This window comes from Clostridium aminobutyricum (assembly GCF_017255415.1).
Classification (GTDB): Bacteria; Bacillota; Clostridia; order Peptostreptococcales; family Anaerovoracaceae; genus Aminipila; species Aminipila aminobutyrica.
This window is the reverse complement of record NZ_JAFJZZ010000001.1, coordinates 1-20,002: the sequence shown is the minus strand read 5'-3', so window position 1 is coordinate 20,002 and position 20,002 is coordinate 1. Positions and strand designations below refer to the sequence as shown.

The window sequence follows — 20,002 nt, the reverse complement described above, 5'->3', positions numbered from 1 at the left end:
ATACTGCGCTATATATTTTTCTACTTCATCCACTTATTCCAGTCCTCCTCATTCAATTATATCCATCTACCGGTTAGCCTACCCGAATTTCGTTATTATATAACATTGTAACGTTTCAAGAGGTCTTCGATAACGGTTCCCGAAATCTTATGTAGAACTTTGTTCTTCACAATATTTGCAATGAACGGAAGCTTCATATCTATTGGTTTTCTGCCGTCCAACATTTTTACGGAAGAATCCAGTAAAACACGAATATCATAACAAGAATTGAATACCTCCGGTACACCGCGGTCTACATCAAGCAAGGTATAAACGGCTTCCATGCCGGTTCTCACAGAATATTCGGTTGTGAATACCGTATCTCTTACCGTATCGGAAAACTGTCCGATGAACGCAAAGTTTGCACTTCCTTCCGGAACCACTTTCGGTCTGTCCCCCTTTGTTCTAGGCATAAAGAAAGCGGTAACATAAGGCATCATGCAAGGAATACAGCGTGCTGAATTTGCGGCAAGCTCTGTGATCTGATCCTCAGGTACACCGATATGATAAAGCCATTCCTGTGTAATTTCTTCCCCTGTACAATCCCGCATCGGCTTTTTCACATAGTCACCGGGCACATCGCTGAATAAGCCGTATACCCAAACGATTAATTGATCCTTCGGCTGTTCTTTAAAATGCGGCTGACGGTTTAAGGTATAGCTCATGAGCCATTTGGAATCCTTAACGGTGATGATACCACCTGTTACCACTTTTCCGCTAAATGGATCACGCTTGCATATTTTTTCAATGTACGGCGGGATTTTATCATCAAGGGTTGTAATGGTAGCTGATTCCCAATTAGTCGCTTTTATGTCTGAGCAGAATTTTTCCGGATGCCCGAATGCAGGGTCTTGCTTCGCAATATTTTCCCAAAGCCTCCAGCAGCCGTCTTTGGAACTGTTCAATTCAGCGGCATGGTAGTGATCGCCAAGAGAAGAGTTTTGTGTACAGCTTCCATTCGTAATGAACACCAAATCATCCTCGGTCAATTCAATCGCGTCTTCTTTGCCTTCACGCTCAAAGAGAAGCTGTTTTGCAATCTTTTTATCCTTTGCAATATCAAAAATAACATTGCTTACCGTCGTTCCGTATTGAAAATCGACGTTATGCGATTTGAGATACTCTACCATCGGAAGAATCAACGATTCATACTGATTGTACTTGGTAAATTTCAATGCTGAAAAATCAGGAAGGCCCCCGATATGATGAATAAAACGCTGCAAATAAAGCTTCATTTCCAACGCACTGTGCCAATCCTCAAAAGCAAACATAGTTCGCCAATAGAGCCAAAAATTCGAAGAAAAGAACTCTTCCGTAAAGACGTCTGTCACCTTTTTATCGTATAACTTTTCGTCCACCGTGAAAAACAACTTCATAATCTCTCTGGAGGCTTTCTCACTCAGTCCAAATTTGCCGTCGGTATGAGCATCCTCTCCTCTGTTTACCGTTGCTCTGATCAACGAATAATTCGGATCTTTCTTATTGAGCCAATAATACTCATCTAACACGGAGACCCCTTCTGTTTCAATGGAAGGAATAGATCGGAACAAGTCCCACAGGCATTCAAAATGATTTTCCATTTCACGTCCGCCTCTTACGACAAATCCTTTTTGTAAGTCGTTGATACCGTCGCAAGCACCTCCCGGCAGATTTAAATCCTCCAAAATATGAATGCGTTCCCCTTTCATTTGTCCATCACGCACTAAAAAGCAAGCAGCTGCCAATGAAGCCAAACCGGCACCGACCAAATACGCTGATTTCTTGTCCACATCATCAGGTTTTTGAGGCCGTGCAAACGCTTCATAATTTCCGTTACTGTAGTACATTGTCATACCTCCAACAATTATTTTCTTATATCGTTTAAAATTAGAGGATACCTTTTTATTTTATCCTCTAGTGAAATCTGATTTACGTCTTGCCTAGCCAAGCAAGCTTGAGCAAAAAGGCAACGCTGGATTCAATCCACTGCGTTCATTATACCATAATTTTACTTATAAGTTTTAAAACTTCTTGAACAAACTGATATAATTTTCTAACTATTTTTATTCTATTCACTAGAAAACACCAAGAGTTTTTAGCTCTTGGTGTTTTTAAATCGCGTTTTATAATCTACAAATCTGCATCCTTTATAAAAGTGCCTTCATCAAGCTCTTGGAAAGCCAATTCTAATTCCTTCTGCGTGTTCATCACAATTGGGCCGCCCCAAGCAATGGGTTCTTTCAACGGTTTGGCGGAGAGCAACAAGAATCGTACTCCGTTATGCAACGCATTTGCCTGAAAGTGACTTCCCTGTTCAAACAATATGGCACGCTTTTCCGGTACAATCCTATTCTTTGGGCCAAAAGCAGCTTCCCCTTCAAGGATATAGACAAATACAGTATCATCGATTGGAAGCTCCGCTTCCCATTCCGCTTCCGGTTCTAATTCTACATCTAAGTAAAGAGCCTTCACGAAATCACCGTCGACGCTGCCGTACGCGCCTTTATAAGTTCCTGAAATAATATGCACTTTACTGCCACCTTCTTCAATCACAGGAATATCTGATTTTGAAAGTGCCCGGTATTGAGGAGGATTCATTTTATACTTAGCCGGCAAATTTAGCCAAAGCTGAACGCCAAGCATTCTTTCACTCGGTGTTGGCATTTCTTGATGAATGATACCGGAACCTGCCGTCATCCACTGGCATTCTCCATTTAAGATACTCCCTTTATGTCCTAGGCTGTCCTGATGCTCAATGTCCCCTTCTACCAAATAGGTAATGGTTTCTATCCCTCTATGCGGGTGCCACGGAAATCCCTTCACATAGTCTTCGGCATTGCTCGAGTCAAAAGCATCCAGCATTAAAAACGGATCTAAGTCTTTTGTATCATGATAACCAAATACTCGAACCAGCCTTACACCTGCACCATCTACAGCGTTTTGACCTATCATTACTTTTTTGACCTCTCTTATATCCTTCATATTAATCACTCACCTTTCGTACATTTTATATGGGAATGTCCTATTGCTCGAACAAATAACAAGTCATGGATAAAGACCCCATTATACAGTCATCGTTATAGATGGAAAGCTTGTCTTTCTCGTCGGAAGCACCTAAAATATAGAGCAGCGGATAAAAATGCTCCGGCGTATAAAATGCCAATTCAGAACACTTTCCTGCCATTTTATAATGAATGACATCTTCATATTGCCGTTTGATGATTTTTTGCTTGATGTATTCATCGAACTCCTCTGCCCAAGCGTATCCGCCTTGCATGTTCCAGTTTATTTTCGATAGGTTATGTACCACATTTCCACTGGCTATTATTAACACCCCCTGTTCACGCAGCGAGCGAATTTGCTTGCCTAATTCAAAATGGGTCTGCGCCTCTGCACTTTGATCCACACTTAACTGATACAACGGAATATTTGCCTCCGGATACATATGGCAAAGCACGGACCATGCTCCGTGGTCAATCCCCCAACTGTTGTCTATTTGTACTTCCTCATGAATCAAATCTTTTGTCAGATGAGCCAAAGCAGGTGCCCCTGACGGCTTATACTCCATTCTATATAATTCGTCCGGAAAGCCATACATATCGTAAATCACTTTAGGATATTCATCATCCTGAATCCTTGTTCCGTCGGTGAACCAATGAGCAGAGATAGCTAGGATTGCCTCAGGTCTCGGGATTCTTTTTGCAATTTCTGTCCAATTTTTTGTAAACTCGTTTGTCTCAATCGCATTCATAGGTGAACCATGTCCTATAAATAAAATCGGCATCCGTTTTGCTTGTCCTTCCATGTTATCTCCCCCTTATTTAATGTGTATTTAAAAGTGTTTAATTATTTATGCTTAATTCTATATAGTGTTTTTGTTTGAAGAAGTTATACCGTCGTTGCTTTTTGCGATGGAAACTCTATATAGAATTCATCGTCACTGATTGCTTATTAAATACCCTTTTTTTCCAATATTAAAAATTTTTCTTTTTTAATATTCTCTTTAAACAAAAAAGATGCCTTAGAACTAACTTTGTAGTCTAAAGCATCCTGTTTATAAGAATATCCTATCTTCTTTCAATCCATCCATTAACTCCGTGAGCAAAAATTCCTGATTCCGGAAGGTCGGTTTGCCTATTGTTTACTGCAATTTCTATGCTTTTCTGTCAGATAAAAGTTGACCGCCAACACCGATATTGTCCAGTTCATTTTCCTTAATCAAAACGATAAATGCCTGTTCCGGTATATTCATAATACTTGCTGCAGATATCGTCATCTCTTTTGCTAACTTGCTTTTTTGTTCCTTACTAAGTTTTGATCCTTCTATTGTTATTACTGGCATACTATTTTTCTCCTTTGTTTTTCAACTCGTAAAATACTACATAAGTATGAACTGCCTTTAAAATAATAAAAACGCCTTTGCCGATTAACGCGTCAGAATTTCTACTATTTCTCCTATATAAAGATCGTGATAATCTTTATCCGGATACCACTGTTTATCGATATCATTTGCAATAAAGTTATCCGGAGTAATCGGCTGGCAGCACATTTTTTTGCACAACATAACCGTTGAAGCTTCCGCAATATAAGGAACCCCCTCCCGATGATCCACTGTGACGCCTGCCCCCTTTATTTTATCTTCGTCTCTGCCGGATACGGTGCCCATATAATTAAGGGCTTCGCCGTATTTCTTGTGCTCTAAAAAAGAAAGTGAAAACGTATCAGAGCTATCAATCAACTCCTTGGTATACCGACTTTTACGAACTACAATATAGGCAACATTTTTCCCCCATATAACGCCCAATCCGCCCCAAGATGCCGTCATGCTGTTCACTTTTCCGTCTTTTTCTGCCGTAATCAGCATCCACTCTTTTCCTATCATACGAAACGGGCTGAAATCAAAGGAATCCGCCCTCATTGGCTGAAATGTACTCATGTTAAACCTCCCAATTAAATTATTTTATTGTCTGCTTTTAATCTGATTATTATTCTTACAATGATTCTTGCTTCGTGAATCAATGATGCTATTATTTTACCAACAATTTTCATTTTATCAAGAGCATACTCTTTCCGAGTTGGGAAAACCGGTGATTTTAATGAACTTTTGAAATCTGAAAAAAATGCTTACGAAAAAAATCAAGAAATGCTATACTAATCATGCAACGTGCGGTGTTTTCACTTAAGTCCAGTTGAAAACACCGCACGTTGTTTTTTTATGCGATTAAATACAACATATTATAGGGAGGACAACTATGGACACTCAAAAATTATGGACTAAAAATTTTATTCTGGCGGCACTTTCGGGGCTTTTCGCAGCGATGGTGTTTTATATTACCATGACCACACTAGCGATGTATGCTATCGTATCCTTTCGTGCAAGCGCGAGTATTGCGGGATTGATAGCAAGCATCTTTGTACTCGGTGGGGTGTTTGGTCGACTCTTCAGCGGTCAATATATGGAACGCATTGGAAGAAGAAAATTTATTCTATCCGGCTGTTTCCTGTTTTTCCTTGCTAGTGTCGCCTATCTGCTTCCGCTTGGAATCGTCTCTCTTTTGATCATTCGGTTCCTGCACGGTTTTACCTTCGGAAGCATACATAATGCACTATCTACTGTCGTGCTTGGCTTTATCCCGCCAAACAGACGAGGCGAAGGAATCGGATATTTTTCACTTAACTTTACCGTTGCTACTGCATTCGGGCCGTTTATCGGTATGTTTATCGTACACGCTTATTCTTATACCATTCTGTTCACGTTCTGCGCCTTTTCAGCGTTCTTATGTTTACTGTCCGCTCTCTTTGTAAAAATAGAAACGCCTGTGTTTACAGAAGAACAGACGGCACATCTGAAAGAGAAATTTACATTTAAGGCGGTCTTTGAACGAAGCGCACTCCCCCTTGCATTCGTCATCTTTTTCATGAGCCTGTGCTATGCCGGTGTTACCGCATTCCTTAATTCCTTTGCAGCAGAATTGAATTTGACGTATATGGCATCGATATTTTTCCTTGTGTATGGAGTCGCGATCTTATTATTTAGACCGCTTGCAGGCAAATTACTTGATAAAAAGGGGGATAATATCGTCATGCTGCCGACGATTGCGTTTTATGCTGCAAGTTTATTCACGCTTACTTTTGCACAAACGAAGACTTTATTTTTACTCGCCGCTATTTTAATGGCACTGGGCTATGGAAATATTTTAAACATGGGACAAACCATTGCAGTAAAATCCGTGGATTCACACAAAATTAGCACAGCTACTTCCACCTACTTCATATTTTCCGATGCGGGGATGGGATTAGGCCCTCTGCTTATGGGTCTTTTTGTTACATGGAAAGGATACGCTTTTATGTTCTTGATCGAAGCGGTCATTGTTACGCTGTCCATTCTGCTGTATTACGGTCTTCACGGCCGGCATCCTCACGCAAAAGGGAGTCTTGTGTGAATCCATTGCTCCAAAACCTTATACCTGATATAATGAACGCAATGAATTGAATCCAGCGTTGCCGTTTTGCCCCGAGCCTGTTTGGCTAGGCAAAACGGACAGCAGGAATGGAGGTTTTTTATGGAATATCTTACTGTGGGACAAATGGCAAAACTAAACTGTATTTCTGAACAAACGCTCAGATTGTATGATAAGATTGGCCTGCTTTCACCTTGTCATCGCGATGATTATAATAACTATCGGTATTATGATGTAAAGCAATGCGCCGTTCTTGATATCATTCAATATATGAAAGCCATGGGGATGCAGCTGAAAGATATTAAATATCAACTCGACCATAAGAACATTGATCTTATCGAAAAATTCTTGTGGCAACGCCATGCTCAGATACAAGATGAGATTCAGACATTGAAATTTCAAAGGAGAGGAATTGAGCGTACCATTGATAGCCTGGAGCGTTACCGCACCTCACCGCCGGACGGAACCATCCTATTGGAATACATTGAAAAACGTCATATGTACTACATTGATTCCGGTATCAATGTCTACGATTACGATCTGGAAACCTACGAAAAAATATTGCGCGACCTTCGTTACAGTCTGATGGCCGATGAACTTCCGCAAATTTACTTTTTTAACGCCGGAATGATTTTAAGGCAAAAAGAATTGATGAAAAGCAACTTTTATTCTACAGAAGCTTTTGTTTTTGTTGATAGTGAAGTTACCCTTGAAAAACACATTCTAACCGTCCCCGCCAACTACTATCTGTGCATTTTTTGCAATGACTTTTATAAGGAAAAGGAATATATCGGCCGATTAATGGATGAAATAAACCGAAAAGGATATCAAATATGCGGGGACTATCTTTGTGAAAGTATAGCAGATATTCCGGTCATCAATCATACCGAACGCGGCATGCACCTCCGGCTTCAAATTCCCATTAAATTTTTTTGAAAATTTTTCTACCCATTTCAATAGAATAACTTCTTGACATTATAGCAGCGATAACCTTTATGCTATAGATACAAAAGAGGTAATTTTAAATTTTGCTGTCATATCAAACAGGAGGTTTATTATGGAACGAAAGGTAAAAATCGCACAATATGGATGCGGTAAGATGAGTTCATGGCTTATGCGTTATGCCATCGAAAAAGGTGCCGAAATCGTTGCTGCCTTTGATATAGACCCTGCAGCAATAGGAAAAGACATTGGAGAGATTATAGGCTGTGAGCCTCTGGGTGTATCGATTTCCGATGCAAAAGATGCGGATGCGGTTCTTCAAGCGACAAAACCGGATGCCTGTGTTATTGCAACCCGTTCAACCATGAAAGACTTGGAGCCTGCTTTTACAGTATGCGCACAAAACGGTATCAATGCCATTTCCACGTGTGAAGAGGCGTTATTCCCTTGGAATTCGTCTCCGGATATCACGAAAAAATTAGATGCACTTGCCAAAGCGCATAACTGCACGCTATGCGGCAGCGGCTATCCCGATTTGTTCTGGGGTACGCTGGTAACCAATTTAGCAGGTTCTTCAGCTAAAATCACTACAATCAAAGGATCTTCCAGCTATAATGTGGAAGACTACGGCATTGCCCTAGCCATTGGACACGGTGCAGGCTATACGATTGAAAAGTTTGAAAAAGAAATAGGCAACTATAACAGCCTGTCTTCGGATGAAATCAAAGAATTAGTAGAAAAAGGAGAATATATTCCTTCCTACATGTGGAACCAAAATGGCTGGTTATGCGAGAAATTGGGCTTAACCATGGTTTCTCAAGTACAAAAATGTGTTCCTTGTACCCATCATGAAGATTTGCATTCAAGTACCTTAGGGATGACCATTAAGTCCGGTGATGCCACTGGAATGAGTGCTATCGTTACGACGGAAACAAAGGAAGGCATTACGATTGAAACCGAATGCATCGGCAAAGTATATGCTCCTGAAGAATTCGATTCAAACGTGTGGACTTTGGAAGGAGAGCCAGAGACTACTGTCGTTGTAAATAACCCTGCTACGGTGGAACTCACTTGTGCGACGCTCATCCAACGGGTCCCTCAGTTAATAGATGCCCGTCCGGGTTATGTGACAACCAACAATCTGCCTGACAACCAGTTCATGGTAAAACCAATGAATTACTACATACATTCATTATAGAATAAACCTTTCAACCAAGCGAGAAACTGTGTATTACTTGCAATCATAATACACAGTTTCTGCTATTTTAGGCTTTTTATCTTATACTTGTGTGTCTTTTGCTTTTCCCTTTTATTCCGCATTGAATGGCGCTTTTAGGACATACGTCTGCACATTCAAGACAATAAATGCACTCTGCGGAATCCACACAATTATTTTTTATCATCTTAGAAACGTCTAAACTCATCGGGCACTTCTTGTTACACTGTCCACAAGAAATACAGGCTGCACTATCCGCTTCTAACCGAAATCTGGGCAGATGCAGAAAATCGGCTACTTTCTCACCAATGACCATAAACGGGGCCATCCAGCACAAACTGTGGCACATACCTCTTTTCCCTGTAAGCAGTGCAAACAAATAAATGGAGGTTGCTACTATAAAGTATACCGTTAAGATATGTAAATTGATTCCGCACAAGTAAAGAAGATTTATTTCGAGGGGTAAATGCCGCATCCATAAAAAGAGGATAAAGGAAAGCCATACCGCCCAAAATACATATTTCGAAATATTTTTTGCTTTGCTGTTCCACAACTTGCTATTTGAGTTTGAAACCTGATCCTGTATGGAGCCTGCCGGACATAGCCATCCGCAGAAAAGACGGCTCCCCACCATGGAACATAAGAGCAATACGGTAAACGTGATTGCACTTGCACTTACAATTCCCCGTGATGCAGCGACAACAATGATAAAGGGTGAAAAGAACAAGAAAAAAAGCGGAAAAAGCAGTGCAGACAATGTCAGTATCCCCTTACGAATTTTTTGTCTCATCCTTTCTCACCCATCCTATCTTTTATAATTTGCTCAGCCTCCATAGCCCATTCTTTCATGGCCGTGTAAAAGTATTTTCCACAGATTGCCGTCAATTCACTATCCAGATGTCTATCCGATTTATTGCTCATACCTTTAAAAAAATCAAGGAATCCATCCATTTCTTTAATGGATCTATCATTTCTTTTAATAAATTCATCCAAATGTCCAAGAATGATCTCGGGTTCAGTGCTCGCGCCAAATGAGACTTTGAGTAAAATTTCGTACCGAAGTTTTTCAATAGTCGGTTCTTCCGACAGCCAATTTTTCAGTTCTTTCTTGCCTGCTTCTGTGATTTTGTATAGTATTTGCCCTCTTCCATTTTTCAGTTCTTGAGATTCCACGCTTTCTGCCAGGCCTTCTTTTACAAGAGCTTTCAGGGTTGGATAAATTTGCCCATAACTTTCCTGCCAAAAATGACTATATTCATACTCAATTGATTTTTTTATGGTATATCCGGTTTGAGGTTCCTTCGCCATCAAGCCCAGCAATACATACTTGGTTTTACCAGTGTTCTCCTTCATCGTGCCCTCCCAAAATAATATATCTTTATAATATATCATTATGATATAACTATGAATTTTAAAAGTCAATTAGGTTTTATTTTTTCTCATAAACAAATCTAAAAATTTCAGCCATTTCATGTAAGACTTTTATATACTCATTTGAGGCCCTGCCTCTGTTTTTGTCATTCACTTTCCAAAGTATCCATGCTATACTAATGCAATAAAACAATAAATGGCGCAGGTGCAGTGATGAATTCAAGGATAGAGAAACTAATAGAAAATTTAAATAAAAACCATATGGCAGGGTATTTTGTGAACAGCAGAACCGAGCTTCTCAAGTTGCTGAAAAGCCTCATTGCCGAAGGGTCTACGGTTGGCTGCGGCGATTCTGTCACCTTAGAAGAAACGGGCGTTTTTAATTTTTTAAGACAAGGAGATTATACCTTCTTAGATAAATTCGAACCCACATTAACTCGGGAAGACAAACGACAGATATACCTGAAGAATTTTACTGTAGACACCTTTATAACCGGAACAAATGCCGTTACTCTAGACGGGAAACTTTTTAATATTGACGGTAACGGAAGCCGTGTCGCTCCTATGCTTTACGGCCCCAATCAAGTCATTGTCGTGGTGGGAATCAATAAACTGACCGACAATGTGGAAGAAGCAATTCACCGAACCAGGCAAATAGCCGCTCCTTTAGATGCTGTACGGCTGGGGAAAGCGACTCCTTGCGTAACACTGAACCGATGCATCGACTGCAATCATGAAGCGCGTATCTGTAATGACTTTGTTTTAATCACCGGACAGTTTTCAAAAGACAGAATCAAAGTCATCATTGTGAATGAAGAATTAGGTTATTGATAGAGCCCAAAAGAATTTATATAAGACAGCCAACCCTTGCATGTTTCGTTTTAGCACTTACTGCCGGGGTTGGCTGTTTTAATATCCTAGCGTATGAAGTTAGTAAACTCTCTTGGTTCTTGCTTCGGAAGTTGAATCTCCGCTTCTTTTCCTGCTTGAATAGATTTTAAGAGCCAAGCCATGTTTTTGCCCAAGGTTCTCATCGTCTGCATTCCTTCTAAATCTTGTCTCACTTCTTCCGGCGTATTGCCATGAACCATATTCCAATATTGAGACGATACGATCGGCATATTTGAAATAGTAAAATATTTATTAAGCTGATCAAACGCAGCCGTGGAACCGCCGCGGCGACAACTTATAATCGCTGCTCCGGGTTTATACTGAAAACTTTTTCCTGCGTAAAAGAATCGGTCTAAAAAAGAGGTGATGGCACCGGAAGCACCGGCATAATGTACCGGTGATCCGAAGATAAATCCATCCACTTCTTTCGCTTTTTTTAAAGCTTCGTTTACCCTGTCCCCTTTTAATACACATTCCTCATCCGTTTCCATACATCCGCTACAGGCAATGCACCCGGAAATAGGCTTGTTCCCAATCTGAAAAATCTCCGTTTCGATATTTTCCTTTTCCAGCTCTTGAGCGATTTCAGTTAATGCTGTATAGGTACACCCTTTCGCTCTGGGGCTTCCATTCATAAGTAATACTTTCATTTTCTTTCCCCTTCCCCGCCGCTTTACTTGCGGCATAAACGATATTACATTACTACTATATATTATTATTATTCAAAAATATAGAATATATATGGCCATTCGTAAAGACCACATTCAAATGAACTCTTAGAATGTGGTCTTTTTGACATGAGATTATAGGATACTCGTTCTCCTGCTTAATCGATTGCCTTCCATGCAGGTAAACGGGACAGCATATCGCGAGCCGTAGCATTTGCTGCCTTTTCATCCAATCCCTGCGTTCTGATAATGAAATTCGTCATGGAATCCAGTTTTTCTTCATAGGATTGCATCGTTCCGTCCGGACGTGCACAATACACACAATAATCCTTCTCTGCATCTCCCATAGCAAAATCACTTGTTTCCTTCATTGGCATTCCACATGCAATACATACTTTCATTCTTATTACCTCCTAATGTAACGTTGGTATAATTCTAAGAGTCAAGAGTTTTGTGTTCACCAATAGAACAGGCATGCATTTTCTTCACAGACGGCATAAACTATGCTTTAGAAGAGATTAACCGCATATAGTGGTCCAGTATTTCCTGTCCATAGCGCTTCAATACGGATTCTCCAGGTGCAAACAGATCGTTGTTTGCTAAATAATAATGGATCAATCCAATCCAAGTATTAAAAAGCAGATGAATCGGGTACCGGTCTACATATCCTTCTTTCATTGCCTCTTCAGCCGCTTGACTGATGTGAAATGAAATCGAAGATTGAATGATGGTTAACGTATTTCTGGCACTCTGAGGAAGCAATCGGCCTTCGATAACTAACCTGGTATAAAAGGCTTCAAATTCTGTTAAACCGTTGAGGTGTGCTTCCAGAACTTGCCTCAGTCCTGTGTGAGAAGCAGCCAGCTCGTGAAGCCGTTTAGAAACTTTTATGCCAAATTCTTCGATAACGGTGTTGAGCAACTCTTCCTGTGTTAAGAAATGGGAGAAAACAGTCCCATGAGATACCTTTGCAGCTTTGGCAATATCTGCGGTTCTGGTTGCTGTTATACCATTTTGAGCAAACTGCTCCAATGCAACTTCGATGATATGTTTTCTGGTTTGATCCTTTTGTATTTGGCGTTGCGTTCTTGCCATTTTATTGACTCCTAACTCATTGACTTTATACTCATTATAATAATGCTATTCCGATTGCCTGTCAAGCACTTTTAGAAATAATAATTATATAAATCCCATTTCCTCTAGCTTCAAAAGGTGTCTAGGCTGATATAATGCCATCCCCGTTTTCATTCGTCGAAACCCCAGATGCTCGTAAAGACCGATCGAATTGGGGTGAGTATAAAGAATGATGTTGCACCCTTTCACCTGCTCTACCAGTTCGTTGATAATGGCTTTTCCAAGTCCCTTACCATGATAGGCCTCATTCAACGCAATATTATAGATTGCCGCTTGACAGATACCGTCGGAGAGCGCTCTTCCGAATCCAATCAATTTATCATCATCAAAGACAAATATAACAGCATAGCTGTTTTCAAACACCTTTTTTTGAGTGTCCGCATCCAAATTGTTTAACCTAAAATGGTATAACAATTCTGAAACGATGTTCCAGTCAACGGATTCTGTATTTTTCTGAAATCGATAAGCCATTTTTTCGCTCCTAACTCCTGAGATCGTTCTCTGTTATGGGCAGCTGCTATGAATCTGCTTCAAATACAGTTTACTTTTCTCAGATTTAAAAACAACATTTAATTTAAAGTAGTTATATATGTTTAGTACGATATTAGGCTTAAATACTGGCTTTGTCAAGCTGTATCGAAGAACTTGTTTTATCGGTAATTTTGCAAAGATTCAAATAGAAAAGTATCTTTTGGTTCAATATCGTAAACGATATTTCCTACGTCATAAAAACCCCGGTTCAGCATACAGCTGAGCCGAGGTTTGCAGTCAACCGACTATATAAACTTAAACCAGAATACCACGCCGCCGGATTTGTTTTCCGTACCATACGAAAACTGATATAAGTCAAGGATGGTGCTTGAAATGGCAAGGCCAAGCCCTGATCCGTTTGTATTGCTGCGTGATTCATCCGCCATTCTATAGGGCTTCCATATTTCCTTTATTTTATCTTCCGGAATATGGCTGCCGCTGTTATAAAACTCAAACGTGCCGTCGGAAATCATCATCTTTATCAATCCGCCATCCGGGGTATAGGCCAGCGCATTGATAAAGAAATTGTCAATCACCCGTTCCATCAAAGAGAAGTCGGCTTTTATCTTTTCATCCCCTTCTAGGCTGACCGATATGGATTTCTCTTCACAAATTAAGCCGTATCGGCTGATCAATCCCCGGCATACATCGCCCAAAGAGACCTCTTCCCATTTCATCGAAAAAGATTCCGATTCTAATTTAGATAACTCCAGCATTTCTTGCAATATCTTATCCATGCGACTGACATTGGTTTTAATATTCTCCGCATAATACATTCTTTTCTCCGTATGAACATTTTCAATGAGATTTTGCGCATATCCTGAAATGATCGTTAACGGGGTTTTTAAATCATGAGCCAAGGCTCTTGTGGTTTCTTTCCGCCTGCTTTCCAATTCTTCCCGCTGCCTATAAGTTTTATAGGTCTGTACTGATAGGATGAAAGCCGCTGCAAGAAAGGTGATAAAGCAGCTTATCCACATAAACGTCAAGGGAGCTGCGCGCTGCTGCAAGAAATTCACCTGACGGGCAACAACTGTCCAAGCTTCGCTGTAATATATTAACGGATCATCTGACTTCACTTGTATATAATTCTTATACGGCATCACCACATAGTATCGATACGTGACCGGATTGACCCATTCATGCGAAATGATGCCTGCCTGCAGAACCGATCCTTGCAGCTTTTCTTGATCGGTCACCAGTTCGCGCAGCTCACGCCTTGTTTCGTCCTCCGTATCTCCGTTTATAGGTGGCCGGATATTGCCGGATTCCACATAGGACAGCCCCTTCTTATCTTCATAGCCGGAAGCATACACCATGGCATCGTCTGGATATCCGGTGCTTTTAATTACCGTTCCATATTCGTCGAAAGTGTCGGCAAACATGGAAGTAACCGTGATCTTATCGGGAATGATGATATCCTCATCTACCCAAAATCCATCTAAGTCAATCGAATAATCCGTCAGATCCCCTACCTCTTTGGCCTTTGGCTGAGCATAGAGATACTGCTCCAGCTCCTTTATTTCCTTTTCATCAAACCAATCTTCAGGGTTCAAAAATCCATATGCAGCGAGGCTTCTGTTTGCTGACAGCTGATAGGAATAACTGCACAGCCAATCGTCGTTTGTATTAAAAATGAGGTCATGATCGCCTGTGTAGACGGCAACTTCTGTGTCTTCGCTGGAAAACAAAGGGGATTCTTTGGCAAATTCTTTTTTTAATCCTGCCATATCAATTCGATTATCCGAATTCATATGCTCCTGCAATACCTCTCCCACTCTAGTGTTCACTTGAGAGGAGAAGGTTCTGAGCTGTAGTTCTTGTATTTTGCTTTCCTGCCTTAGCATGAATATACTAAATCCCCCCATCAAAAAGAAATAGATGGCAAATAAGACTAAAAATGTACGCCGATAGATAGCCCTTTTTATGCTTTTATTTTTTAACATTTACCCCTCCAATTTATAACCCCTTTTGAACACCGTTTTAATCTGGCTTGACGCCTCCCCCAAAGCTTTTCGAAGTTTTTTCATATGGTTGTCTACCACTCGTTCATTCCCTTCGTAATCATAGCCCCAAACCCGGATTAACAGACTTTCCCGACTTACCGTCCTTCCGCTGTTTTCCATCAATATTTTTAATAGGGCAAATTCTATCGGAGCAAGAGACACCTCTACCTGTTCGGTATAAGCTGTACAACGATACGGATCTAAGCGGATTTTACCCACGATCATCATTTCATTTCGTACCATTCCCTTTGCGCGTTTGACCAAAGCTATCGCCTTTGCATAAAGCTCCGCCAGCAAAAAAGGCTTCAAGATATAATCGTCACATCCGAGACGGTACCCATGCAGCCGATCATCCACGCCGTGTCTCGCAGTGATGAAAACAATAGGCACATCACTTTTCTTTCTGAGCTCTCGGCATAGGGTAAAGCCATCCACTTCCGGCAGCATAATATCTAACAGCACCAGGTCATACTCGTTCCCCATACATTTCTGCCAGCCTTCACTGCCCGATTCAACCGCATCTATATTGAATTCCCCTCCGCTTTTTTCATGGAAATAATCTATGATGATTTCTCTTATTTCCGCATCGTCTTCTACTAATAGAAATTGGTACGCCATTTTTCCACCCCCATTGCTAGAGTAACACACAAATATATCTTTTCTGTATCCTTATCATACTTTTTTCCGTACCGTTTTTCTATCCATCTTGAAATAATTCCCACTGAATGCAGCATAAAAAATAGCATAGCGTTCTGCGTAAAAAGTAATATCATACAAGAACAGGGCTAAAGTTTATGGTATACTGATATTAACTTCAACGTTAATCGGGCTGACGCCCAGACAATATATGAAAATTTTCACGCAAGATACGAAAATGCTATCGGAGGACATGACAAATTGATTACTGACAAACACCAAACCGCAGGCCATTTGGCCGCAATCGGTACCATCTTTATCTGGGGTACGACCTATGTTTCCACTAAAGTGCTTTTAGGGAGTTTTACCCCCATTGAAATTCTTTTTTCCCGTTTCCTGATCGGTTACATAGCCTTGTTGCTCATCTATCCACATCAACTGAAAACAAAAAATTTCAAAGAGGAATTGTTGTTTATGTGCGCCGGACTTTGCGGCGTTACACTTTACTTTCTGTTTGAAAATATTGCATTAACCTATACGCTAGCTTCGAACGTCGGAATTATTATTTCTATCGCTCCGCTTTTAACCGCTGTTTTGGCCCATTTTCTATTACATGGTGAACGGCTCCAGCCTCGTTTTTTTATCGGTTTTACCATTGCGATAACAGGCATTATTCTGATCGGGTTTAACGGCAGCTTCATTTTAAAGCTGAATCCTTTAGGGGACTTGTTGGCAACTCTCGCCGCAGTGATCTGGGCCGTGTATTGTGTTTTAATGAGGAAAATAAGTGTGCTGAACTACAATACCATAGCCTGTACCCGAAGAGCGTTCTTTTACGGACTGATTTTTATGGTACCAACTTTATTTTTCTTTAAATTCCAACTCGATTTTACCCGATTCCATGATATCGGAAACTTGCTGAATATCCTATTTTTAGGATTGGGAGCCTCTGCCTTATGCTTCGTAAGCTGGAATTGGGCAGTAGGCGTTTTAGGAGTAGTTAAAACAAGCTTTTATATTTACGCAGTGCCTGTGATAACCATTGTATCTGCTGCGATCATACTGCATGAAGAGCTTACTCCGATCGCATATGGAGGAGCGCTTCTCACACTGGGAGGACTGTTTATCTCGGAACGAAAAGCGCCGCTGATCACAGAACAAGAAGAGATAGTATTAGAAATTCAAAATACAGACGATACAAATTTATAAAGTCCTAACAGAAACCGGGGCTATATTCCTCATTATGGAGGAATATAGCCCCGTATTTTCTGTCTAAGAGTGGTCACTAGACCTATCTGTCTTCCGGATCTTTATCCTTAAGCGCGCTGGCTGTAGCATAAACCACCCGTAAATCATGGGGTGTACATAGACGTAATACCCTTTCAATTTTATCCAATAATTCAGAGTCTTTTGTTTCTGTCGGAAAAAAAACCCTATCCACAGAGAGATTTAATACAATAGCAATATCGTGAAGAACCTCCACCGAGGGCATTCGTGTTCCTGCCTCCAGTTGTTTGACGTGTACAGGTGTAACTCCAACCATCTCTGCAAGTCTTTCCTGTGTAAGCTTATTTTCTAATCGGGCATTTCGTATCGCAGAGCCAAATTCCTTTCTGTTCAGCATGATATACTCTCAGCCTCCTTTATAGTAATCTTAAAGAATACAACTACACTTGAAAATTAACCCAAAGTATATTAAAATGTATTCTTATAGAATACCTAAAAAACGACAGCGTTATACATTCCAGATAAAGGAATAGAAGTAAAATGCTGATTGCTTAATTGATGTTGTCATTTAGGTTATAGTTTCGATTTAACTGAGAAGCTACTTTTCATCAGTATCTGAAAAGGAAATAAAGGTATGAATTTTAATAGTTTAAATCAAACGGTCGCCTCCATAAAGAAACTTCGCAAATTTTATCACATGATTCGTATTTGGGATGCCACTCATAAGCGAATCATTTATGAGAGCGAAAATGCCAATATCTCGGGAGAAGCTCCCGTTTCTATCACCAATTTTAGTAAAGCAACGCTTTCTCTTCGAGAAGATGGCAACGTACTTGAAATCAATATACCTGTAACCATTGACGGTCATCCTTACTGCTTGGAGCTTATCCAGCACAGTGAAGAAGACTCTCTTCAGCACATGCAGAAACTTCTTATCACAGATCCTTTGACGAATTTATATAACCGCAGATATATTGATGATCAGCTGCCAATTGATTTGGCAAATGCTTTTGAAGAAAATTATCCCGTGTCGTTTATCTATGCGGACATCGATTATTTCAAAAAAATAAATGACGAATACGGGCACATAGCCGGTGATTGTATTTTAAAAGAGACAGCAAATGTTTTTCTGCGCCTCATTCAGAAAACAAATGGATGGGCGGCCCGATACGGTGGTGATGAATTCTTAATTTGTCTTCCTGAGATGAATCGGAAGTCTTCGGTTCAAATCGCCTATAAAATTCGTCACGCTGTGGAAAGTAAAAGTTTTTATATTAATGACCATTTTATAAAAGTCACCTGCAGTTTTGGTGTCCAAACCCTTTACAACACCAGCAGCATCCATACGGTAAATCAAGTAATTGGATTATTGGACAAGAAGTTGTATCAGGCAAAAAAGAAAAGTAGAAACAGAGTGGTAGTCTAATTTTATACGTCAAATGGACTCTTAAAAGCTGGTTCACTAAGCCAGGAAACCAGCTTTTCATTCTTCATATACTCCATCGATTCACATTTACACCTATTTATGGTACGATAAGGCTACTATACTTTTTATCCTTATCAAAAGAGGAACTCTTTTCATTCTATAATAGGAGGTATTTTATGAAAAAGAAATTTGCATTTTTACTAATGGGAAGCCACTATAATCCGGAGGAACATCAGGCTTGTTTTGAAACAGCAAATCAAATCACCTATATTTTTACCGTTAAAAGCTTTGAAGAAGCCTATGCGAAAGTTTCTTTCCTGGAAAAAGAAGGTGTAGGTGCAATTGAATTGTGCGGAGCATTCGGAGAAGAAAGAGCCCAGAAGATGATCGAATTGACTCACAACAAAGTAGCGATCGGTTATGTGACCCATAAGCCGGAGCAAGATCATCTATTTGCCAATTTCTTTTCAACGTTTAAATAGAATGTACATCCTTGTCCATAAAGATGCCTCAAAAAATATTGAGTGTCTCAAAGGACTCCGTCTTAGCTAGTCAAAGCCGGCGGATACCGATAAATTAGCATAAGCTAACTTTATTTGCTAATTATCTTGTATTAGGATTAAGCGAGGCACTGAAAATAATTGAAACGGTCATCATTTTTTGCAAGAGCCAAAAAAGCTGATTCATTATCCAGAAACACCTTGATCAGGGTAGGGTCAAATTGAGTTCCTGCGTTTATTTCCAATTCACGGCAAGCGTAGCAATGAGTATGCGCTCTTCTATATACTCTGTCGTTTGTGATTGCATCATACGCGTCACATATGGCCGTAATCCGTGCAATGAGAGGAATATCCTTACGGCATATACCATACGGATAGCCGTTTCCATTCCACCATTCATGATGATAAACTGCCGAATCATGTGCCAACGGAAGGAGATGTGCAGGCATCCCTGAAACTTCACCTCGATTGATTAGCAGGAAGAGTTCTTTTGCAAAAACCGGATGTTTCTGAACCATGCGAAATTCTTCAGGGGTAAGCCTATTGGATTTTAAAAGAATTTCCTGCGGTATATACGCTTTACCGATGTCATGGTAAAAAGCTGCATTACCAAATTGTTGACATCCTTTCGCCTCTGAGATTTCTGAATAAATGCTGTAATCACAGATTTTCTGAGTCATTACACTTACAAATGCCCCTACATGAATCATATGTTCAATTTGTTCTGTCGGAAGAGATCGGATAATAGTCTTTACATCTGATCCCTTACAAAGAGTTATCGGCATTTTATGTTCTCCTTTCAAAAACTGTAAAAGATAATGAATAACTCATGCCATAATCGGGAATAATAACAATGGAACTATTTTCTTAAACCGTAGTTTACTTTAAACTGCGTTGGGTTGCAGGGAAACAGTTACATACACTGGGTTTCTTTATATGCTGTGACGGAACTGGTGACGGCGAATGATTCCGCCT

22 protein-coding genes are annotated in these 20,002 nt (G+C 40.2%); 7 read left to right on the top strand and 15 right to left on the bottom strand.

Translation table 11 applies throughout. The annotated features are described in order from the left end of the window. Positions 1–95: 95 nt before the first annotated feature. From JYB65_RS00110 to JYB65_RS00090, 5 genes are all read right to left on the bottom strand, one after another. On the bottom strand, positions 96–1,865 hold the full coding sequence (locus tag JYB65_RS00110; protein ID WP_206580561.1) for an oleate hydratase: 1,770 nt from the start codon (positions 1,863–1,865) through the stop codon (positions 96–98). Between the two features lie 283 nt (positions 1,866–2,148). After that, a complete protein-coding gene (locus JYB65_RS00105) occupies positions 2,149–3,000 on the bottom strand; it encodes a pirin family protein (RefSeq protein WP_206580560.1) in 852 nt (283 codons plus the stop codon). A 40-nt stretch (positions 3,001–3,040) separates the two neighbouring features. Next, the gene (gene ygiD, locus JYB65_RS00100) at positions 3,041–3,823 is read right to left on the bottom strand and encodes a 4,5-DOPA-extradiol-dioxygenase (protein WP_206580559.1); all 783 of its coding nucleotides are present in this window, start codon (positions 3,821–3,823) and stop codon (positions 3,041–3,043) included. Positions 3,824–4,171: 348 nt separating this feature from the next. Further along, entirely contained in the window at positions 4,172–4,360 is a 189-nt protein-coding gene (dmpI, locus tag JYB65_RS00095; protein ID WP_206580558.1) for a 4-oxalocrotonate tautomerase DmpI, read from the bottom strand. A gap of 84 nt (positions 4,361–4,444) precedes the next feature. Continuing rightward, the gene (locus JYB65_RS00090; RefSeq protein WP_206580557.1) at positions 4,445–4,954 is read right to left on the bottom strand and encodes a flavin reductase family protein; all 510 of its coding nucleotides are present in this window, start codon (positions 4,952–4,954) and stop codon (positions 4,445–4,447) included. Between the two features lie 316 nt (positions 4,955–5,270). Here JYB65_RS00090 and JYB65_RS00085 point away from each other — a divergent pair, with 316 nt between their 5' ends. The 3 genes from JYB65_RS00085 to JYB65_RS00075 all read left to right on the top strand — a co-directional run bounded on the left by JYB65_RS00085 (position 5,271) and on the right by JYB65_RS00075 (position 8,619). Beyond that, positions 5,271–6,461, top strand: a complete 1,191-nt coding sequence (locus JYB65_RS00085) for an MFS transporter (protein ID WP_206580556.1) — start codon at positions 5,271–5,273, stop codon at positions 6,459–6,461. A gap of 120 nt (positions 6,462–6,581) precedes the next feature. Next, the gene (locus JYB65_RS00080; protein WP_206580555.1) at positions 6,582–7,415 is read left to right on the top strand and encodes a MerR family transcriptional regulator; all 834 of its coding nucleotides are present in this window, start codon (positions 6,582–6,584) and stop codon (positions 7,413–7,415) included. 121 nt (positions 7,416–7,536) lie between these two features. Continuing rightward, entirely contained in the window at positions 7,537–8,619 is a 1,083-nt protein-coding gene (locus JYB65_RS00075) for an NAD(P)H-dependent amine dehydrogenase family protein (protein WP_206580554.1), read from the top strand. Between the two features lie 76 nt (positions 8,620–8,695). Here the strand turns inward: JYB65_RS00075 and JYB65_RS00070 are convergent, their stop codons facing one another. Together JYB65_RS00070 and JYB65_RS00065 are read right to left on the bottom strand one after the other, a co-directional pair. After that, positions 8,696–9,427, bottom strand: coding sequence for a 4Fe-4S binding protein (locus JYB65_RS00070; protein WP_206580553.1), 732 nt, complete (start codon positions 9,425–9,427; stop codon positions 8,696–8,698). Continuing rightward, positions 9,424–9,990 carry a PadR family transcriptional regulator gene (locus tag JYB65_RS00065; protein ID WP_206580552.1) on the bottom strand — a complete coding sequence of 189 codons (567 nt, stop codon included), beginning with the start codon at positions 9,988–9,990 and terminating at the stop codon, positions 9,424–9,426. Before JYB65_RS00065 ends, JYB65_RS00070 begins: the two co-directional genes overlap by 4 nt. 231 nt (positions 9,991–10,221) lie before the next feature. Here JYB65_RS00065 and JYB65_RS00060 point away from each other — a divergent pair, with 231 nt between their 5' ends. Further along, positions 10,222–10,839, top strand: coding sequence for a lactate utilization protein (locus tag JYB65_RS00060; RefSeq protein WP_206580551.1), 618 nt, complete (start codon positions 10,222–10,224; stop codon positions 10,837–10,839). A gap of 86 nt (positions 10,840–10,925) precedes the next feature. On the opposite strand, the gene JYB65_RS00055 is transcribed toward JYB65_RS00060, so the two are convergent. From JYB65_RS00055 to JYB65_RS00030, 6 genes are all read right to left on the bottom strand, one after another. Then, on the bottom strand, positions 10,926–11,549 hold the full coding sequence (locus tag JYB65_RS00055; protein WP_206580550.1) for a flavodoxin family protein: 624 nt from the start codon (positions 11,547–11,549) through the stop codon (positions 10,926–10,928). Positions 11,550–11,725: 176 nt separating this feature from the next. Next, positions 11,726–11,968 (bottom strand): zinc ribbon domain-containing protein, encoded by a 243-nt coding sequence (locus tag JYB65_RS00050; protein WP_206580549.1) that lies wholly within the window; start codon positions 11,966–11,968, stop codon positions 11,726–11,728. Between the two features lie 100 nt (positions 11,969–12,068). Continuing rightward, positions 12,069–12,662, bottom strand: coding sequence for a TetR/AcrR family transcriptional regulator (locus tag JYB65_RS00045; RefSeq protein ID WP_206580548.1), 594 nt, complete (start codon positions 12,660–12,662; stop codon positions 12,069–12,071). A gap of 84 nt (positions 12,663–12,746) precedes the next feature. Further along, complete coding sequence (locus JYB65_RS00040) at positions 12,747–13,172, bottom strand: GNAT family N-acetyltransferase (RefSeq protein WP_206580547.1); 426 nt, start codon at positions 13,170–13,172, stop codon at positions 12,747–12,749. Positions 13,173–13,477: 305 nt separating this feature from the next. Next, the gene (locus JYB65_RS00035; protein ID WP_206580546.1) at positions 13,478–15,178 is read right to left on the bottom strand and encodes a sensor histidine kinase; all 1,701 of its coding nucleotides are present in this window, start codon (positions 15,176–15,178) and stop codon (positions 13,478–13,480) included. Further along, complete coding sequence (locus JYB65_RS00030; RefSeq protein ID WP_206580545.1) at positions 15,179–15,856, bottom strand: response regulator transcription factor; 678 nt, start codon at positions 15,854–15,856, stop codon at positions 15,179–15,181. A gap of 282 nt (positions 15,857–16,138) precedes the next feature. Between JYB65_RS00030 and JYB65_RS00025 the strand changes: the two genes are divergently transcribed. Beyond that, positions 16,139–17,083, top strand: coding sequence for an EamA family transporter (locus JYB65_RS00025; protein ID WP_206581725.1), 945 nt, complete (start codon positions 16,139–16,141; stop codon positions 17,081–17,083). 82 nt (positions 17,084–17,165) lie between these two features. Here JYB65_RS00025 and JYB65_RS00020 read toward each other — a convergent pair whose 3' ends face one another. Next, entirely contained in the window at positions 17,166–17,498 is a 333-nt protein-coding gene (locus tag JYB65_RS00020; RefSeq protein ID WP_206580544.1) for a helix-turn-helix domain-containing protein, read from the bottom strand. 237 nt (positions 17,499–17,735) lie between these two features. On the opposite strand from JYB65_RS00020, the gene JYB65_RS00015 reads away from it, so the two are divergent. Both JYB65_RS00015 and JYB65_RS00010 read left to right on the top strand, forming a co-directional pair. Next, positions 17,736–18,527 carry a GGDEF domain-containing protein gene (locus tag JYB65_RS00015; protein WP_206580543.1) on the top strand — a complete coding sequence of 264 codons (792 nt, stop codon included), beginning with the start codon at positions 17,736–17,738 and terminating at the stop codon, positions 18,525–18,527. 176 nt (positions 18,528–18,703) lie between these two features. Beyond that, complete coding sequence (locus JYB65_RS00010; protein WP_206580542.1) at positions 18,704–19,009, top strand: DUF6506 family protein; 306 nt, start codon at positions 18,704–18,706, stop codon at positions 19,007–19,009. 137 nt (positions 19,010–19,146) lie between these two features. Here JYB65_RS00010 and JYB65_RS00005 read toward each other — a convergent pair whose 3' ends face one another. After that, positions 19,147–19,812, bottom strand: a complete 666-nt coding sequence (locus JYB65_RS00005) for an HD-GYP domain-containing protein (protein WP_206580541.1) — start codon at positions 19,810–19,812, stop codon at positions 19,147–19,149. Between the last annotated feature and the right edge of the window lie 190 nt (positions 19,813–20,002).

What these genes read in the sequence shown, in the direction of transcription:
- JYB65_RS00110 (WP_206580561.1), bottom strand. Translation starts at nt 1,865, where the DNA reads ATGTACTACAGTAACGGAAATTATGAAGCGTTTGCACGGCCTCAAAAA.
- JYB65_RS00105 (WP_206580560.1), bottom strand. Translation starts at nt 3,000, where the DNA reads ATGAAGGATATAAGAGAGGTCAAAAAAGTAATGATAGGTCAAAACGCT.
- ygiD (WP_206580559.1), bottom strand. Translation starts at nt 3,823, where the DNA reads ATGGAAGGACAAGCAAAACGGATGCCGATTTTATTTATAGGACATGGT.
- dmpI (WP_206580558.1), bottom strand. Translation starts at nt 4,360, where the DNA reads ATGCCAGTAATAACAATAGAAGGATCAAAACTTAGTAAGGAACAAAAA.
- JYB65_RS00090 (WP_206580557.1), bottom strand. Translation starts at nt 4,954, where the DNA reads ATGAGTACATTTCAGCCAATGAGGGCGGATTCCTTTGATTTCAGCCCG.
- JYB65_RS00085 (WP_206580556.1), top strand. Translation starts at nt 5,271, where the DNA reads ATGGACACTCAAAAATTATGGACTAAAAATTTTATTCTGGCGGCACTT.
- JYB65_RS00080 (WP_206580555.1), top strand. Translation starts at nt 6,582, where the DNA reads ATGGAATATCTTACTGTGGGACAAATGGCAAAACTAAACTGTATTTCT.
- JYB65_RS00075 (WP_206580554.1), top strand. Translation starts at nt 7,537, where the DNA reads ATGGAACGAAAGGTAAAAATCGCACAATATGGATGCGGTAAGATGAGT.
- JYB65_RS00070 (WP_206580553.1), bottom strand. Translation starts at nt 9,427, where the DNA reads ATGAGACAAAAAATTCGTAAGGGGATACTGACATTGTCTGCACTGCTT.
- JYB65_RS00065 (WP_206580552.1), bottom strand. Translation starts at nt 9,990, where the DNA reads ATGAAGGAGAACACTGGTAAAACCAAGTATGTATTGCTGGGCTTGATG.
- JYB65_RS00060 (WP_206580551.1), top strand. Translation starts at nt 10,222, where the DNA reads ATGAATTCAAGGATAGAGAAACTAATAGAAAATTTAAATAAAAACCAT.
- JYB65_RS00055 (WP_206580550.1), bottom strand. Translation starts at nt 11,549, where the DNA reads ATGAAAGTATTACTTATGAATGGAAGCCCCAGAGCGAAAGGGTGTACC.
- JYB65_RS00050 (WP_206580549.1), bottom strand. Translation starts at nt 11,968, where the DNA reads ATGAAAGTATGTATTGCATGTGGAATGCCAATGAAGGAAACAAGTGAT.
- JYB65_RS00045 (WP_206580548.1), bottom strand. Translation starts at nt 12,662, where the DNA reads ATGGCAAGAACGCAACGCCAAATACAAAAGGATCAAACCAGAAAACAT.
- JYB65_RS00040 (WP_206580547.1), bottom strand. Translation starts at nt 13,172, where the DNA reads ATGGCTTATCGATTTCAGAAAAATACAGAATCCGTTGACTGGAACATC.
- JYB65_RS00035 (WP_206580546.1), bottom strand. Translation starts at nt 15,178, where the DNA reads ATGTTAAAAAATAAAAGCATAAAAAGGGCTATCTATCGGCGTACATTT.
- JYB65_RS00030 (WP_206580545.1), bottom strand. Translation starts at nt 15,856, where the DNA reads ATGGCGTACCAATTTCTATTAGTAGAAGACGATGCGGAAATAAGAGAA.
- JYB65_RS00020 (WP_206580544.1), bottom strand. Translation starts at nt 17,498, where the DNA reads ATGCTGAACAGAAAGGAATTTGGCTCTGCGATACGAAATGCCCGATTA.
- JYB65_RS00015 (WP_206580543.1), top strand. Translation starts at nt 17,736, where the DNA reads ATGAATTTTAATAGTTTAAATCAAACGGTCGCCTCCATAAAGAAACTT.
- JYB65_RS00010 (WP_206580542.1), top strand. Translation starts at nt 18,704, where the DNA reads ATGAAAAAGAAATTTGCATTTTTACTAATGGGAAGCCACTATAATCCG.
- JYB65_RS00005 (WP_206580541.1), bottom strand. Translation starts at nt 19,812, where the DNA reads ATGCCGATAACTCTTTGTAAGGGATCAGATGTAAAGACTATTATCCGA.